The sequence below is a fragment of the Arthrobacter sp. TJ-58 genome, assembly GCF_058269295.1.
In genome coordinates this window covers 36,150-50,938 of record NZ_JBZCNM010000008.1, presented here as the reverse complement: position 1 = coordinate 50,938, position 14,789 = coordinate 36,150, and the positions used below count along the sequence as shown (strand labels likewise).

Genomic DNA, 14,789 nt, shown 5'->3' with positions numbered 1-14,789 from the left:
AGCTTTGCAGTACCAACGAGTGCCTGGAGGGCATTATGACCGAGTACCTGAGCATTGGAACCAACCGTGTCGCATATGACCTTCAGGGCGACGGTCCGCTGGTGGTCCTCGCCCACGGCATGGGCGACAGCCGCCGCTCGTACCGGTTCGTGGCGCCTGCACTGGTCGCCGCCGGCTACCGGGTCGCGAACCTGGACCTCCGCGGCTGCGGTGAATCCAGCACCGGCTGGGACGGCTACAGCCGCACCGAGATAGCCGGAGACCTCGTCGCGCTGGTCCGGCACCTCGGCGGACCCGCTGTCCTCATGGGACAGTCCATCAGCGGCGGCGCCGCCACCATCGCCGCCGCCGATGCCCCCGAACTCATTGCCGGCGCCGTCGAGGTTGCACCGTTCACCCGGAAGCAGTCCATGGACCTCGGGGGCCTGCTCCGCAACAAGCGTTACCGGACCTCCTCCGTCCAGCTGCTGCTGACCATGCTCTGCGGGAGTGTGCCGAGCTGGCTGAAGTATCTGGACATCGCGATCCCTGTGAAGCCCGCCGACTGGGTCGCGGAGCGCGCACACATCACCGCCGTGATGCAGGAGCCCGCCCGCATGAAGGTGCTGCAGGCCATGATGAAGACTGCACCCACCGACGCCGGGGCGCGCCTGGCCGATGTCCGCTGCTCCGTCCTTGTCATCCAGGGCAGTGCCGACCCGGACTGGGCCGATCCCCGCGCGGAGGGCGACCGCATCCTCGCCGACCTCCCCGCCGGGCTGGGCACCCTCGCGGTGATCGACGGCGCCGGCCACTACCCGCACGTCCAGACCCCCGGGGAGCTCCTCGCGCTGACGCTGCCGTTCCTCTCCCGGGTTCTCGGCGCACCGGAGGGGTCCCACAGTGCCTAGGGCAGGACTCACCACCGCCGCCGTCGTCGAACGGGCGGCCCGGATGCTCGACGAACCCAACAGTGACGGCCTCAACCTTGCGGCCATTGCCGAAAGCTTCGGCGTCCGGGTCCCGTCGCTCTACAAGCATGTCGACGGCGTCGCCGGCCTTCGGCGGGGCGTGATCCGCGAGGCGAAGCGCTCGCTCACCCGGGTCATCGCGCAGGCGGCCATCGGGCGCTCCAAGGATGACGCGATCCGCCGCATTGCGCAGGCCTACCGCGGCTGGGCGCTGGAGCACCGCGGTCAGTATCCCCTGGCCATGCTGCCCGTGGAGAGCTCGGATCCCGGCGAAGTGGAGGTTGAGGCTGCGTTCCTGGACGTCATGACCGGTGTCCTGGCCGGCTATGAACTGACGGACGATGACGCCGTTGACGCGATCCGTTTCCTGCGGGCGGCATTGCACGGCTTCGTCTCCCTGGAAACCGGCGGCGGCTACGGAATGCCCCGCGACATTGAACGGAGCTTCAACCGCCTGGTGGGGAGCATCACGACGGCGCTGGACGGCTGGGCGCGTCCGTGACCGCCCGCCCGGATGGCAGCAGCGCCCCAAAAGCCCGTCCCTACAGTGAAGTCGATGTCTTCTCCTCTGAGCCCTACCGGGGCAACGCGCTGGCGGTCGTGCATGATGCCGACGGTCTGAGCACCGAGCAGATGCAGCGATTCGCCACCTGGACCAACCTCTCGGAGACCACATTCCTCCTGCCCCCGGGCAGCCCGGCGGCCGACTACCGGGTGCGGATCTTCACCGGCAAGGAAGAACTGCCGTTCGCCGGCCATCCAACGCTCGGCTCCGCCAAGGCCTGGCTGGAGGCGGGCGGATCACCGCGGCCCGGCGGAATGGTTATCCAGGAATGTGCGGCCGGACTGATTCCTCTCCGTGTGGAGGGTGACCAGCTGGCTTTTGAGGCGCCGCCCCTGACCCGGTACGGCCCCGTCGAGACAGAGCTCATCGGCAGGATCGCCGGGGTTCTGGGTATCCCGCGGGAACAGATCCTCGACGCCTCCTGGATTGTCAACGGGCCGCAGTGGATCGGAGTCCGGCTTGCGTCGGCGAGCGACGTCCTGAACCTGCAACCGGACCCGGGCAGGGCAGGGAACCTGGAAATAGGTGTGGTGGGTCCGTACGGGCCCGGTGCTGAAACCCGGTTCGAGGTGCGTGCCTTCGTGGGAGGTGACCCGGTCTGGGAAGACTCCGTGACGGGCAGCCTGAACGCGGGCCTGGCGCGCTGGCTGACCGATACCGGTTTCGCTGCGCCGCCCTACACCGCGTCACAGGGAACAGTCCTCGGCCGCCGGGGACGGGTGCATGTCAGTCTCCGAGACGGGAACATTTGGGTTGGCGGGCACGTCACGAGCTGCATCGGGGGAACCGTCCGCCTGTAGCTGCCAGCCGGCCGGTTCCCCGTGCACCGTAAGAGTTACACCTAGAAGGCGGCGGGACCGGACCGGTCGATGAAGGTGCCGGTGGGCCCGGTGCCGCCCCGGGTGGCCAGCTCCACGACGGCGTCGGTACCCTCGAGCACCGTCTGGGTTCCCTGCCGGCCGTTCAGATCGGTGGCGGTGTAGCCGGGATCGGCGGCATTGATGCGGATCTCCGGAAATGCCTGGGCATACTGCACGGTGAGCATGTTGACCGCGGATTTGGATGAGCTGTAGAGCGGGGACACGACCTGGGCCTCGATCCGGGCGGGATCGTGCACGGCGGCGAAGGATCCCAGACCGCTGGTGACGAACACGGCGGTTGCCGTTTCGGACTCACGCAGGAGCGGCAGGAAGAACTGCATGGTGCGGACAATGCCCACCACGTTCGTGCCGTATACGGCTTCCGCGTCCACCGCGGTTAGTTCTCCAGGCTGGGCGCGGGGACCGGTGATGCCGGCGTTGTTGATCAGGACGTCCAGGCCGCCCGCAGCCGCAACCGTTTTGGCGGCGGCCTCCACGGAGGAATCACTCGTTACATCGAGCTGCACGAAGTTGCCGCCCAGGGCGTCGGCGGCTTCCCGGCCGCGGACTTCATCGCGGGCGCCCATCCATACAGTGTGGCCGGCCTCAATGAGGCGGCGTGCGGTTTCATAGCCCAGGCCTTTGTTGGCTCCGGTAATCAGTGTTGTTGTCATGGCGTCAGTCTGTCCGACGGCGGGGCCGGCTGTCGTGGCCCGGACCAGCATATGGACTGGCAGGGCCACCCACAGACGGCCCGCTGCTGGCAGACTCTAGGCATGCCTGATTCGCGCAGTGACCTGGGTGCCCTTCTCCGCTCCTGGCGCGACCGCCTGCAGCCGGCCGACGTCGGTCTGCCGGCCTTCGGCCTCCGCCGCGCACCGGGCCTGAAGCGTGAAGAGCTGGCCCAGCTGGCAGGACTGAGCGTCGACTACCTCGTGCGCCTTGAGCAGGGCCGCGCCCGGCGTCCGTCCGCGCAGGTGGCCTCGGCCCTGGCGCGGGCGCTGCAGCTGACCGAGTCCGAGCACGCCCACCTTTTCACGATCTCCGGGCTGCTTCCGCCGGGACCCGGGGCGGTTCCCACCCACATTCCGCCCGGCGTGCAACGGCTGGTCGCGCGGCTCGGGGAGGTCCCCGTGGCCGTGTTCACGGCGTCCTGGGACCTGCTCACCTGGAGTCCGTTGTGGACCGCGCTCCTCGGCGACCCCGCCGCGGCAGGAAAAGGCCGTCCCAACGTGCTGCGCGCACACTTTGCCGGGGAATCGCTGGGCGGCAACGACATCCGGATTATCGCCCCCGCCGGCGGGCGGGAAAGTTTTGAAGTGTCTCTGGTTTCGGACCTCCGCCGCGTCTACGGACAGTACCCGGCCGACGCCGGCGTCCAGGCGCTCGTTGCAGAGCTGGCCGGCACCAGTGCACGGTTCCGGCAGCTCTGGGACAGCGGCACCGTCAGCGAACATCAGTCCGAGGTAAAGGTGGTGCGGCACCCGGCGGTGGGCGACGTGGAAGTGGATTGTGACGTTTTCAGCGTAGCGGGAACAGATCTGCGGATTGTCGCCTACACCGCTGCAGCCGGGTCCGGGGCAGCGGAAAAACTCGACTTTCTCCGGGTCTCCGCCGTCACTGCGGCTGGAACGCCGGCCGGCTCCTGACGCCCGCAGTGTGCACCCGTAAGAGTGCCTGTCTGAGAGGATGCTTCGGTGAGCACAAATCGAAAACCGAGACGGCCGGACGTGACAACCGTGGAACTGATCGGCGGCCCCGAGCGGCTCGAACTCACACTGCACAGCTATGACACCCGGTGGCCGGACGTTTATGCGACGCATCGTCGGCGAATTCAGGGTGCCTTGGCGCCCACGCGCGTTCAGATCGAGCACATCGGCTCGACGTCGGTGCCCGGGCTGGCCGCGAAGCCGATCATCGACGTCGTCGTTGTGGTGGAGGACATCACCGCCGAGGAGGACTACCTCGGCCCGCTGCTGGCCGCCGGCTACGAGCTGCGGGTGCGCGAGCCGGGGCACCGCCTGGTGCGCACGCCGGCCCGGGACGTGCATGTGCATCTGTATGAGCGCGGTGATCCTGCCGTGGATGACTACCTGCTGCTGCGTGACCATCTGCGGGTGGATGCGGCGGACCGTGCCCTGTATGAGTCCGCCAAGAGAGCACTGCTGCAACGGCAGTGGGAGGACATGAACGATTACGCCGACGCGAAAACCGGCATTATTTCGGCGATCAAGGTCCGGGCGCGCAGCCTCAGGCCGTAAGCGGGCCGGCGGCCATGTCATAGACCGTTTTGAGGGAACGGTCCGGCTGCAGCGGCGGTAACCCGGGCCGCGAAACCGGCGAGCGAGTCGAGGAACGTGTCGGGGCCAAGGACCGTAAACGGAGCATCGAAGCGCAGTGTCCAGGAGATCAGCCCCGCCCATGACCACGACCCGACGCGGACGCGGCAGGCGCCGTCGGACACCTGCTGGAGTTCGCCGTCGCCGAGCCAGGGCGCGATCCGGGCGGCGGGAAGTTCGATGAGCAGCTCCCCGTAGCAAGGCCACGCGTCCCCGCCCCCGGACCCCTTCAACCGCGCCGCGAGGAACGTGCCTGCATCGCCGGTGGGAAGTGCCCGCGGGGCAAACGCCGCACCGCCCGGGAATTTCGGCACCATCTTGTCCAGCCGGTAAATGCGCCAGTCGGCCTTCTCCAGATCCCAGCCGATCAGGTACCAGCGGCCCTGCCGGGCGACGACGGCGTGCGGCTCCGCGCGCCGGGGCGGCCGGGACTCATCCCCGCCGTAGTCGAACCGGAGAATCTTCCGGTCCCGGGCGGCGGTGCTGACGGTTTCCAGGACCTTTGGATCCACGCGCGCGGAAGCACCGGCGTCGGTAAACCGGATGCCCTCAATGCGGTGCCGCAGCCGGGAAGGCATCACCTGCTTCACCGTGGTCAGCGCCCGGGCGGCGGCGTCGTCCAGGTCCACTCCGCTGGAGGGCGCGCTCTGCAGCGCAACGGCGATGGCCACCGCCTGCTCGTCGTCAAAGAGCAGCGGCGGAAGTTCCGATCCGGCTGCCAGCCGGTAGCCGCCGTCGGGCCCCTTAGCCGCGGTGATGGAGTAGCCGAGCTCGCGGAGCCGGTCGACGTCTCGGCGCACGGTCCGGGGAGTGACGGCCAGGCGTTCGGCCAGCACCTGGCCGGGCCAGTCCCGGCGGGACTGCAGCAGCGAGAGCAGGGCGAGCATTCGGGACGAGGTTCCGGGCATGGTTTCAGTATGTGGCCAGAAGAGGACACAACCTGTCCGCTACCGGGTTCAGTCTGTTCTTGAAGCCGCAAACCGCGGCCGCTACGAGATAAAGGACAGATCCCATGAGCATCACCACCACCACCCACCTGAACTTCCGCGGCACCGCCTCCTCCGCCCTGGAGTTTTACCGGTCAGTCTTCGGCGGCCGCCTGACCACGGCCAGCTACGGCGACTTCGGAATGCCCAAGGAGGTTCCGGGTGCGGACAAGATGGTGTTCGGCCAGCTCGAGACCGACGACGGGTTTCGGCTGATGGCCTACGACATCCCCGGCCAGAACAGCGCTGACTCCACCGAAACTGCCGGGGTCACCCGCCGCGAGAACGGCACCACCGTCACCGACCGCACCTTCTTCCAGTCCCTGCGCGGGCAGGACCTGGAAGAAGTCGCCCGTCTGTGGGACGGACTGGCGGACGGGGCGCAGATCATCGAGCCGCTCGCCGCATCCGCGTGGAGCCCGGGTTTCGGCATGCTGACGGACCGCTTTGGCGTGACGTGGGTGATCGACGTCGAAGCCGCCTAGCCCTGCAGGCCGTCTCCGTCGCGCGCCGCAGCAATCTCGAGGACCCGGTCGCGGCACAGCCGCCAACCGAACATCAGCGCAGGAATGATGATCACCAGGGAGCCGATGGTCCACGTGCCCACGGGGGAATCGAAGGCCATGAGGATCAACACCGCGAGCAGGAACGCCAAGGTGATCCAACCGGTGACCGGGGCACCGGGCATCCGGAACGCCGGGCGGTCCAGTTCACCGAGCTTGGCCCGCTTGGTCAGTTCCATCTGGCACAGCACGATCATCGCCCAGGTGCTGATGATGCCCAGGGAGGCGATGTTCAGGACGATTTCAAAGGCTGCGGCGGGAACCACGGCGTTGAGGACAACGCCGAGCAGGGCCACCGCCGCGGTCATCGCAATGCCGCCGTAGGGAACGCCCGCCTTGTTCATCCGGGCGGCGAACTTGGGGGCGGAACCGGCCACGGACATGGAGCGCATGATGCGGCCGGTGGAGTACAGGCCGGCATTGAGTGAAGACAGCGCCGCAGTCAGGACCACGAGGTTCATGATGGCGTCCACGCCGCCCACCCCAATGGAGCCGAAGAACGTCACGAACGGGCTTTCGCCGGCGTGATAGGAGGTGTAGGGCAGCAGCAGCGAGAGCAGGATGAGCGTGCCGACGTAGAACACGGCAATGCGGATCACCACGGTGTTGATGGCCCGGGGCATGATCTTTTCGGGGTGCTCGGTCTCGCCCGCGGCGGTGCCGATGAGTTCGATCGAGGCGTAGGCGAACACCACGCCCTGCATGACGACGACGGCGGGCAGCAGGCCGTTGGGGAACAGGCCGCCGTTGCCGGAGATGAGGCTGAAGCCAACATCCTGGCCTTCCACGGGAGTGCCGAAGATGACAAAGCAGATGCCCACGATCAGGAAGGTCACCAGGGCCACCACCTTGATCAGCGCGAACCAGAACTCCAGTTCGCCGAAGACCTTCACACTGATGAGGTTCAGGCCCAGCACCAGAAGGAGGGCGGCCAGGGCCCAGCTCCACTGCGGCACCTCGGCGATCGGCGCCCAGTACTTCTTGAAGAAGTTCATATAAAGCGCGACGGCGGTGATGTCCACGATCGCGGTCATGGCCCAGTTCAGCCAGTACAGCCAGCCGGAAACAAAGGCAGCCTTCTCACCGAAGAACTCGCGGGCGTAGGAGACGAAGGACCCGGAGGTGGGGCGGTGCATGACCAGTTCGCCCAGGGCCCGGAGAATCATGAAGGCAAAAAAGCCGCAGACAGCGTAGCTGATGACGAGCGAGGGACCTGCGGTGGCCAGGCGGCCGCCGGCGCCCATGAAGAGTCCGGTGCCGATGGCGCCGCCGATGGCGATCATCTGCACCTGGCGGGGTTTGAGACCCTTGTGGTAGCCCTCGTCCTCGTGTTCGACGCCGGCGTCGGAGGTGCGCTTCGGAACCTTGGATTCCGGGGTGGCGGCTTGCTGTGTCACGGGTTGCTGTCCTTTAGTAACTCAGCTTGGCAAATGCCGCGCGCTGAATGTTCACGCGTAGACGATGGCATAAGTCATGTTCCCCGTCAAAGCGGGAGAACCCAGCCGGCCGGTTCACCGGCAGCCGGCCGGTCCGTGCCCCCTCGTGCGAAGCGGGCTGAGAAATGTCGCCTACGCCGCGGCTGCCTCCGCGGCCGCACTCCCGCTGGCCGCTCGGAGCGGGCTGTTCGTCCGGCGTCGGCCGCGCAGGGCGTGCAGGGTGATTGCGCCGCCTGCTGCGAGCACCCAGCCGATGAGAACGAGAATCGGGCCCGCCGCTCCGTGGCCGCCGAAGTAGCTGGCGTCATTGATGGCACGAAATGCGGCGCCGGGTGGAAGCGCGGCCCCGACAGCGGCAATTCCGGCGGGCATGAGAAAAGCGCTCACGGTTGCGCCGCTGGAGGCGTTGCCAAGGGTGGTGAACGTGATGGTTGAGACGACGTTGCCGAGCGGTCCCAGGAGGGCGGCAACCGCCAGGGTGGAGGCCGAGACGCCGATCCCCAGGAGCGTGAGCACCGGAATAACCGCAGCCAAGGGGGACGGGATAGCCCCGTACACCGGTCCGGCGAGGACTGCGGCTACCCCGGCGATGGCCAGGGCACCGAGTACGAGGGTGGCCAGCCGCCAGCGGAGCCGCACGATGGCGGCCACCGAGTACATGATCTGCGCCAGGATGAAGGAGGCCAGGGTGACCCCGAAAACGAGATAGAACCCGGAGAGCCCCTGCATATCGTGCGGCGCAAGCGGTACGACGTCGGTCGTGGAAACTACGGGGAGGCCGGCCGCTTCGGCGAACCCTGCCGACAGGGCGCTCGCCGCGGCCACGACACTGCGCCCGTTGGCACCGGCGGTCAGCAGATCCAAGCCGGGCCCGCCGGAGGCGGGCACAATCGCTGCAACAGCCACGTGGTCTTCGAGGAGCTGCTTCGCCGCCGCGGCATCCGCGGCCTGAAGTACGTCAGCGCTCGTGCCCCATGCTGCCGAAGCGGCCTCGGCCAAATCCACGCCTACAACCGCCACCGGCAGCTCATGCGGCTGCGGGTCGCGCTGCAGTCCAACGTACAGACCCACGAAGGCAGCTGCGACAGCGGCCCCCACAACAATCTGGCTTCCCAGCATGCCGGCGAGACGGCCCCCGGCAAGGCGGGGCTGCTCTGCGGATTGTTCCGATGAACTCATGATGTCCTCTCTAGTTGTAATCAATTGATTACAGCAACATGTAATCGAACGATAACCTGATCACATGAATAATCAAACCCCTCGCCTGTCTGCGGCTGATCGTCGCCAGATGACTCTCGGCGCTGCAGCGGAGGTCTTTGCACAGCACGGCTACTACGGAGCCACGACGGACCGGATAGCCAGGGAAGCAGGCATCAGCCAGGCCTACGTCGTACGGATGTTCGGCTCGAAGGAGCAGCTGTTCCTGGCGGTGATCGGCCAGTCGCTGGACAACATCCTGGATGCGTTCCGCGCGGCTCTCGCTTCCAGCGATGATGGGCCCTCCACTGTGGACCGGCTCGGCGCCGCCTACGTCGCGCTGGCCAAGCAGCGCGGCATCCACCTTCCCCTGATGCATGCCTTCTCGATGGGCTCGGACCCCGTCATTGGGGCAGCGGCACGTGCCGGTTTCCTTCAACTGCTGAGATTCCTGCTCGATGAAGCAGGGCTCGCTCCCGCCGAGGCCGACAGTTTCATTGCCCGCGGCATGCTTATCAACACCCTTATGGGGCTGCGGATGGAGATGGACCCGGATCCCGCCGGCAGCGAGCTGGCCGACAGGGTCCTGAAAACAGCACCGGACACCGCCGGTGAGCTATCGAACCCGGCGGCAGCGCAGGCGCCGGGGCAATAGGAAGCCGGGCCTTTCCCTGAGGGAATGACCCGGCTTCGAAGCCGTCCGATTCTGCGGACGCGTTTACTTCTGGTCGTCGTCCTTGTTGCCGTCGACGGCGTCCTTGACCTTGTCCTTGGCCTGGTCAACCTTTTCCGGGTTGTCCTTGGCCGCGTCCTTTGCCTTGTCTGCCATGCCGCCCAGATCCGCCATTGGGTGTCCTTTCCGCTGAGGTCCGGGGCGCACGGTGTGCGGCCCGGTCTGACTCACCCATCCTTCACCCGGCACGGTCCGGGTGCCACCCCCGGCGGAAAATCTTTGCCCGGTCCCGGGTCCGGCTGCGCTGCTGCGCGGGAAATGTGCAGGAAAAAGCGGCGCTAGTTGGACAGGTCCCGGGGACCCCACGCCTGGGCATAGAACTCCGAGGAATGCGAATTCAGCAGCTCGGCATAGGCCTCAGGCTCCATGGACTGTGCGGAGCCGGCGGGAACCTCCGGCGCGAAGGCGGATACGCCCAGCCCGGCGGCACCGTTCTCCAAGGTGAGGCCGGCGGCTTCCAGGATCGTGGGGTACATGTTCAACTGGTCCACCCCGGGGCGCAGCGTGCTGCCCGGAGTGCCGCCCGGAACCCAGATCCGGTTGAAGATGGTGCGGTTGGTGTGGCCGTCCAGCTGCTCATGGAAAGCGTCGCCGGCGCTCATGTGCTTGAGGTGGTCACCCATGATCACCACAGCAGTGTCCTCGAGGTAACCCATGTCCTTCATGTGGTTCACGAAGCCCGCCACCTGGGTCATGGAGCAGGCGAAGACGGAGGTGACGTTGCTTTCCGTATCCACGTCGCAGTAGTCATAGACGTGCACCGGCTCGTGGGTGTCCAGCGTCAGCACCGACAGGTTGAACGGCTGGCCGGTCCGCTGCGCTTCGGCATGCAGCTCATCAACTTCCGCTGCGGCGTGGGCCATGAGCCGTTCGTCGCTCAAGCCCCAGTCCTTGCGGAAGTTCTCTTCCGGTTCACCGGCAGCCCGCCAGTCGGAGAGGTCCTTTTCCTTGGAATAGCCGTGGCTGTCCAGGAAAGTGCTCTTCGCCGCGAAGGACCCGTTGGCTCCGCCCAGGAAAACGTTGGTGTAGCCGTGGTCCGCCAGGACATCACCGAGGCAGGTGGTGCCGCCCAGATAGGTGTCGACGTCGTCTGCGTTGCCGGTGTCGCTGCCCGAGGAGCCGCCTGCACCCTTGAGCGGGATGCCGCATTGGGTTGAAGTGAGGCCCGCCATGGTCCAGCCTCCGCCCCGGTACTGCTGCAGATCGCTCACGCTCTGCCAGCCGGCTGCAAGGTCGGTGGCCTCCTTGAGCGGAGCAAAACCGTCCTTTTCGAAGAGCTGGTCGTCCTCCAGGGTGGCTTCACCGGACTCAAGGTAGATGAGTACCAGGTTGTTCTTGTTCTGATGTCCGGTGACAGCGGGCTCCACATGGTAATCAGCGATGTCGTACGGGGAGTTCGCGGACTTGATGTAGTCCGCCACGCCCACTGTGGTACTGAAGGCGGTGGTGCCGCCCACAACCACTGCGGACACCAAAACGGTGGAAACCGTCCGCCGAACCCACTGGGATCGGCGGGAATGTACGACGGCCGCGCGGTGGCGCTTGCGGCGCCGGAAGTGCCGCGCCAGGGCAATGCCAAGGGTGATCAGGGCAGGTGCCACGCCGATGCCCAGGATGCCGATCCAGACCAGGGCGCCGCCCCCTCCGTCGGTTTCGACGGAGACCAGGTTCAGGCGCATCTGGGCCAGGGAGATCTCGCCCCAGAAGTGACGGATGCCGACGGCGGCGATGAGCATCGCGAGTCCGGCCCAGATCAGGACATAGACCAAGAGGTGACCCACGACGGCCAGAGTCCGTCGGGAGACGTGGAAAATCCGGCCAGCCATTCAAACCCCGCGTTCCTGATGCCCGCGTTTTTCGCTGCACACCCTTGACATCCGACCCGTTAATGGGTCCTGAGAAGATTAGTACCGTTAGAATACCCTTTCCAACTTGGAACGGCTCCTGAGCTGTGCACCGGCGGCGGGCTTTCCGCCGTCTGCGCCGGGATGACGGCGGCGCTCACCAGCCGCCGCGCGTGGGGGTGTGCCCCTGGCGGGCGTCCTCCGGCATCGGCATTTCGGCGCGGAGTCCCAGCAGCCGGACGGGACGGCCGGCTTCGACGGCGCCCGCGAGATCCAGTGCCCGCGCGAGGACTTCCTGCGTGTCGAAGGTCTCCGGAATTTTCCGTGCGTGGGTCTTGGTGGTGAACGGCGCGTACCGGACCTTGAGGGTCAGCCCGATCACGGGCCGCCCTTCCGCCGCCACGTCCTTGAGGACGCCCGCGGTCAGTTCCCGGACGGCGTCGCGCACCTGGTCGAGTTCCGTCAGATCGCGCTGGAAGGTGGTTTCCCGGCTGTGCCCGCGGGCCACCCAGGGCGTGTCATCGACCTCGCTCGACCCGTCCCCGCGGCCGAGCTCCGCATACCAGGGACCCATCTTGGGCCCGAATTCCGGCACCAGGCTTTGGGGATCGGCGGCGGCGAGTTCCGAGACCGTGGTGATTCCGAGTTTGGCCAGCCGGCCGGAAATCTTGGGGCCGACGCCCCAAAGCTCCCTGGTGGGGCGGCCGCCCATGACCTCCAGCCAGTTCTCCGTGATGAGCCGGAAGACTCCGGCCGGCTTGCCGAGATCGGTGGCGTTCTTGGCGCGGACCAGCGTGTCGCCGATGCCGACGCTGCAGTGCAGGCGTGTCTTTTCCAGCACGGCGGCCTGGAGCTCCCGGGCGTACGCCTCCGGCTCTTCCGTCTGTATGCCCACAAATGCTTCATCCCAGCCCAGGACCTGCACGACGGCGCCGGGCCGGGCGCGCAGGGTGGCCATCACCTCCTCCGACGCCGCGAGGTAGGCCTCGCGGTCCACCGGCAGGATGACGGCGTCGGGCACTTTCCGGGCGGCCACCCGCAGGGGCATGCCGGAACCTACGCCGAAGGCGCGGGCTTCATAGGACGCGGTGGACACCACGGCGCGTTCCGTCGGATCTCCCCGGCCGCCAACAATGACCGGCTTCCCGGCAAGTTCCGGGCGCCGGAGCACTTCCACGGCCGCGATGAACTGGTCGAGGTCAACGTGCAGCACCCACTGGTTTCCGTTCACGCGACCAGTGTGCCTCATGCGTCCGGCGCTGGCACCGGCTTCGGGGCCAAATACCGGGCGACGATTATTCTCGCTGGCTCCGAAGAGCACCAAAAGCGATGATGGCCGTGATCAGAAGGAAGCACCCTGGAATTGCCCACTGGGCCAGTCCCTGGCTGATCGCCCCTTGGGACAATAGCCAAAAAAGGGCAATTCCGCAGATACTGAGCAGGACAATCGCTGTTCTCGACATTTCCCAAGGGTAGCCGCCCGCGTTTCGGGCAATTGCGAAGCTAGCATTTCCAGAATGGAAGAGGAGCAGGAACTGGCAGGCGGTAACGCCAGCGGCGGCGTAGTGCGGATCGGCTCAACTGTCCGCAAGCCGTGGACCGAGTCCACTCCAAGCGTTCTGGCGTTCATGGCAGCAGTCCGAGACAACGGCGTGGATGTGCCGGCAGTCTTTGACCCTGACGATCAGGGCCGGCAGGTCCTCGAGTTCATCCCCGGGCAGCTCGCACTCGAAGCGGAGCCGCTCACCCGGGCCGAACTCCACCAGGTGGGAAAGATGGTCCGGGCGATCCACGATGCGAGCGAGTCCTATGTGCCCGCACCGGACGCATCCTGGACCACGGCCATCCCGGCGCCGGGGGACGAGCTGATCTGCCACAACGACCTCGCCCCGTGGAATCTCATCCTCGGGGAACGCTGGGTGTTTATTGACTGGGATGCCGCGGCACCGAGTACACGGCTGTGGGACCTTGCCTACGCAGCGCAGTCATTCACACTCTCGGACATCCGGCAGGATCCCGAGGAAGCAGCGGACAATCTCGCGGCGTTCGTGGACGGATACGGTGCTGACCGGAGGCTGCGCGAACACCTGCCCGAGGCGTTGCGCCGCCGTGCGGCTGCCATGTACCGGCTGCTGAAAACATCGCACGACGCCGGCCGCGAACCATGGGGCTCGATGTATAAGCAGGGTCACGGAGACCACTGGCAGGGCGCAACCCGGTACGCCCTGCGTCATCGAGCCCTCTGGTCCGAGGCGCTTTTGCGGCTTTAGGCGGTTTCTTCGGCCACGCGGATGAGGATCTTGCCGGTGGTGCCGTTTTCGACGGCGTCGTGGGCGGCGGCTGTGTCCTCCAGCGGGAACCAGGTCAGCGGCAGGCCGGCGGACTCACCCACAGGGAACACGCCGTCGCGCAGTGCTGCGGTGATGTCCTCCGCCGCGGCGTGCTGGGCTGCTTCTCCGACCGTGTAGATGAGCACGCCCTGCCAGCGGACGTTCTTGGCGAAGCTCGGAATGATGGGGGCGGTGAACTCGTCGCCGTTGTTGTTCGCGTAGTAAGCAATGCTGCCGTGGTTGGCGATGACGCTTACGTCCAGGGCTGCGTTCTGGGCGGGGGAGACCTCCACAATCTGGTCCACGCCGTCGGGTGCGATTTCGCGGATGCGCTCGGCCTGGGCATCGGCCGGGTAGCGGACAATGTGGTGCGCTCCGGCGGCGCGGGCGAGCTCGGCCTTCGCGTCGCTGCTGACGGTGGCGATCACTGTGGCGCCGGCCCAGGAGGCAAACTGGATGGCGGCGTGTCCCACGGCTCCGGCACCGCCCTGGACCAGGACCATGCGTCCGGCCAGTGCTCCCGGGGAGAGCCGGGCCGGTCCGTTTTCGTGGATGGTCAGGGCACGGTGTGCGGTCATTGCCGGGACGCCCAGGCTGGCGGCGACGTCGAATCCGATACCCTCGGGAAGCTTCACTGCCCGGTCGGCGGGAAGGACGGTGAATTCCTGGGCGGTGCCGGTGGGACGGCCGTAGGCCGCAAGGTAGAGCCACACCCGGTCACCGGGCTGCAGGTCCGTGACTCCGTCGCCAACCGCGTCGATGACACCGGCGCCGTCCTGGTTCGGAACCACCTCGGGGAAGGCAAGATCGCCGTCGGCGCGCGCCTTCCAGTCCGTGGGATTCACGCCGGAAACGGCGACGCGGACCCGCACTTCGCCGGGACCGGGCGCTGCGGCCTCGCGGTTCTCGAGGGAGAGGACGGATGAGGGACCGGTGGCTGAATACACGATTGCTTTCATGGGCGGTACAAGTTGCAGGGCCCGTGT

The 14,789-nt window shown here is 66.9% G+C and carries 16 protein-coding genes; 8 read left to right on the top strand and 8 right to left on the bottom strand.

Going from position 1 to position 14,789, the window contains the following annotated elements; translation table 11 throughout:
* Positions 1 to 35 precede the first annotated feature (35 nt).
* Genes AC4D2W_RS16625 through AC4D2W_RS16615 form a run of 3 tightly spaced genes read left to right on the top strand, consistent with a single transcriptional unit; the run spans position 36 to position 2,315 of the window.
* Positions 36 to 890, top strand: a complete 855-nt coding sequence (locus tag AC4D2W_RS16625) for an alpha/beta fold hydrolase (protein ID WP_490928022.1) — start codon at positions 36 to 38, stop codon at positions 888 to 890.
* Positions 883 to 1,452 (top strand): TetR/AcrR family transcriptional regulator, encoded by a 570-nt coding sequence (locus AC4D2W_RS16620; RefSeq protein ID WP_490928021.1) that lies wholly within the window; start codon positions 883 to 885, stop codon positions 1,450 to 1,452. Before AC4D2W_RS16625 ends, AC4D2W_RS16620 begins: the two co-directional genes overlap by 8 nt.
* Positions 1,449 to 2,315 (top strand): PhzF family phenazine biosynthesis protein, encoded by an 867-nt coding sequence (locus AC4D2W_RS16615; protein WP_490928020.1) that lies wholly within the window; start codon positions 1,449 to 1,451, stop codon positions 2,313 to 2,315. The genes AC4D2W_RS16620 and AC4D2W_RS16615 overlap by 4 nt, the downstream gene beginning before the upstream one ends.
* Before the next feature lie 41 nt (positions 2,316 to 2,356).
* On the opposite strand, the gene AC4D2W_RS16610 is transcribed toward AC4D2W_RS16615, so the two are convergent.
* Complete coding sequence (locus AC4D2W_RS16610) at positions 2,357 to 3,049, bottom strand: SDR family NAD(P)-dependent oxidoreductase (protein ID WP_490928019.1); 693 nt, start codon at positions 3,047 to 3,049, stop codon at positions 2,357 to 2,359.
* A gap of 102 nt (positions 3,050 to 3,151) precedes the next feature.
* Between AC4D2W_RS16610 and AC4D2W_RS16605 the strand changes: the two genes are divergently transcribed.
* A complete protein-coding gene (locus tag AC4D2W_RS16605; protein WP_490928018.1) occupies positions 3,152 to 4,024 on the top strand; it encodes a helix-turn-helix domain-containing protein in 873 nt (290 codons plus the stop codon).
* Positions 4,025 to 4,072: 48 nt separating this feature from the next.
* Positions 4,073 to 4,636 carry a GrpB family protein gene (locus AC4D2W_RS16600; RefSeq protein ID WP_490928017.1) on the top strand — a complete coding sequence of 188 codons (564 nt, stop codon included), beginning with the start codon at positions 4,073 to 4,075 and terminating at the stop codon, positions 4,634 to 4,636.
* Positions 4,637 to 4,653: 17 nt separating this feature from the next.
* Here the strand turns inward: AC4D2W_RS16600 and AC4D2W_RS16595 are convergent, their stop codons facing one another.
* Complete coding sequence (locus tag AC4D2W_RS16595; RefSeq protein ID WP_490928016.1) at positions 4,654 to 5,622, bottom strand: helix-turn-helix transcriptional regulator; 969 nt, start codon at positions 5,620 to 5,622, stop codon at positions 4,654 to 4,656.
* 104 nt (positions 5,623 to 5,726) lie between these two features.
* Here AC4D2W_RS16595 and AC4D2W_RS16590 point away from each other — a divergent pair, with 104 nt between their 5' ends.
* Positions 5,727 to 6,185, top strand: a complete 459-nt coding sequence (locus tag AC4D2W_RS16590) for a VOC family protein (RefSeq protein ID WP_490928015.1) — start codon at positions 5,727 to 5,729, stop codon at positions 6,183 to 6,185.
* Here the strand turns inward: AC4D2W_RS16590 and AC4D2W_RS16585 are convergent.
* On the bottom strand, positions 6,182 to 7,660 hold the full coding sequence (locus AC4D2W_RS16585) for an amino acid permease (RefSeq protein WP_490928014.1): 1,479 nt from the start codon (positions 7,658 to 7,660) through the stop codon (positions 6,182 to 6,184). The two genes, AC4D2W_RS16590 and AC4D2W_RS16585, sit on opposite strands and share 4 nt — an antisense overlap.
* Before the next feature lie 171 nt (positions 7,661 to 7,831).
* The gene (locus AC4D2W_RS16580; RefSeq protein WP_490928013.1) at positions 7,832 to 8,878 is read right to left on the bottom strand and encodes a hypothetical protein; all 1,047 of its coding nucleotides are present in this window, start codon (positions 8,876 to 8,878) and stop codon (positions 7,832 to 7,834) included.
* Between the two features lie 64 nt (positions 8,879 to 8,942).
* Here AC4D2W_RS16580 and AC4D2W_RS16575 point away from each other — a divergent pair, with 64 nt between their 5' ends.
* Positions 8,943 to 9,551: a TetR/AcrR family transcriptional regulator gene (locus AC4D2W_RS16575; protein ID WP_490928012.1), complete on the top strand. Its 609-nt coding sequence runs from the start codon at positions 8,943 to 8,945 to the stop codon at positions 9,549 to 9,551.
* A gap of 63 nt (positions 9,552 to 9,614) precedes the next feature.
* Here AC4D2W_RS16575 and AC4D2W_RS16570 read toward each other — a convergent pair whose 3' ends face one another.
* The 3 genes from AC4D2W_RS16570 to AC4D2W_RS16560 all read right to left on the bottom strand — a co-directional run bounded on the left by AC4D2W_RS16570 (position 9,615) and on the right by AC4D2W_RS16560 (position 12,722).
* On the bottom strand, positions 9,615 to 9,743 hold the full coding sequence (locus tag AC4D2W_RS16570; protein ID WP_400933376.1) for a hypothetical protein: 129 nt from the start codon (positions 9,741 to 9,743) through the stop codon (positions 9,615 to 9,617).
* Between the two features lie 164 nt (positions 9,744 to 9,907).
* Complete coding sequence (locus AC4D2W_RS16565) at positions 9,908 to 11,455, bottom strand: sulfatase-like hydrolase/transferase (RefSeq protein ID WP_490928011.1); 1,548 nt, start codon at positions 11,453 to 11,455, stop codon at positions 9,908 to 9,910.
* Positions 11,456 to 11,630: 175 nt separating this feature from the next.
* Positions 11,631 to 12,722 carry a DNA polymerase IV gene (locus AC4D2W_RS16560; RefSeq protein ID WP_490928010.1) on the bottom strand — a complete coding sequence of 364 codons (1,092 nt, stop codon included), beginning with the start codon at positions 12,720 to 12,722 and terminating at the stop codon, positions 11,631 to 11,633.
* Positions 12,723 to 12,990: 268 nt separating this feature from the next.
* Between AC4D2W_RS16560 and AC4D2W_RS16555 the strand changes: the two genes are divergently transcribed.
* Positions 12,991 to 13,743: a phosphotransferase gene (locus AC4D2W_RS16555; protein WP_490928009.1), complete on the top strand. Its 753-nt coding sequence runs from the start codon at positions 12,991 to 12,993 to the stop codon at positions 13,741 to 13,743.
* Here the strand turns inward: AC4D2W_RS16555 and AC4D2W_RS16550 are convergent.
* The gene (locus tag AC4D2W_RS16550) at positions 13,740 to 14,762 is read right to left on the bottom strand and encodes an NADPH:quinone reductase (protein WP_490928008.1); all 1,023 of its coding nucleotides are present in this window, start codon (positions 14,760 to 14,762) and stop codon (positions 13,740 to 13,742) included. The genes AC4D2W_RS16555 and AC4D2W_RS16550 overlap by 4 nt on opposite strands.
* Positions 14,763 to 14,789 lie beyond the last annotated feature (27 nt).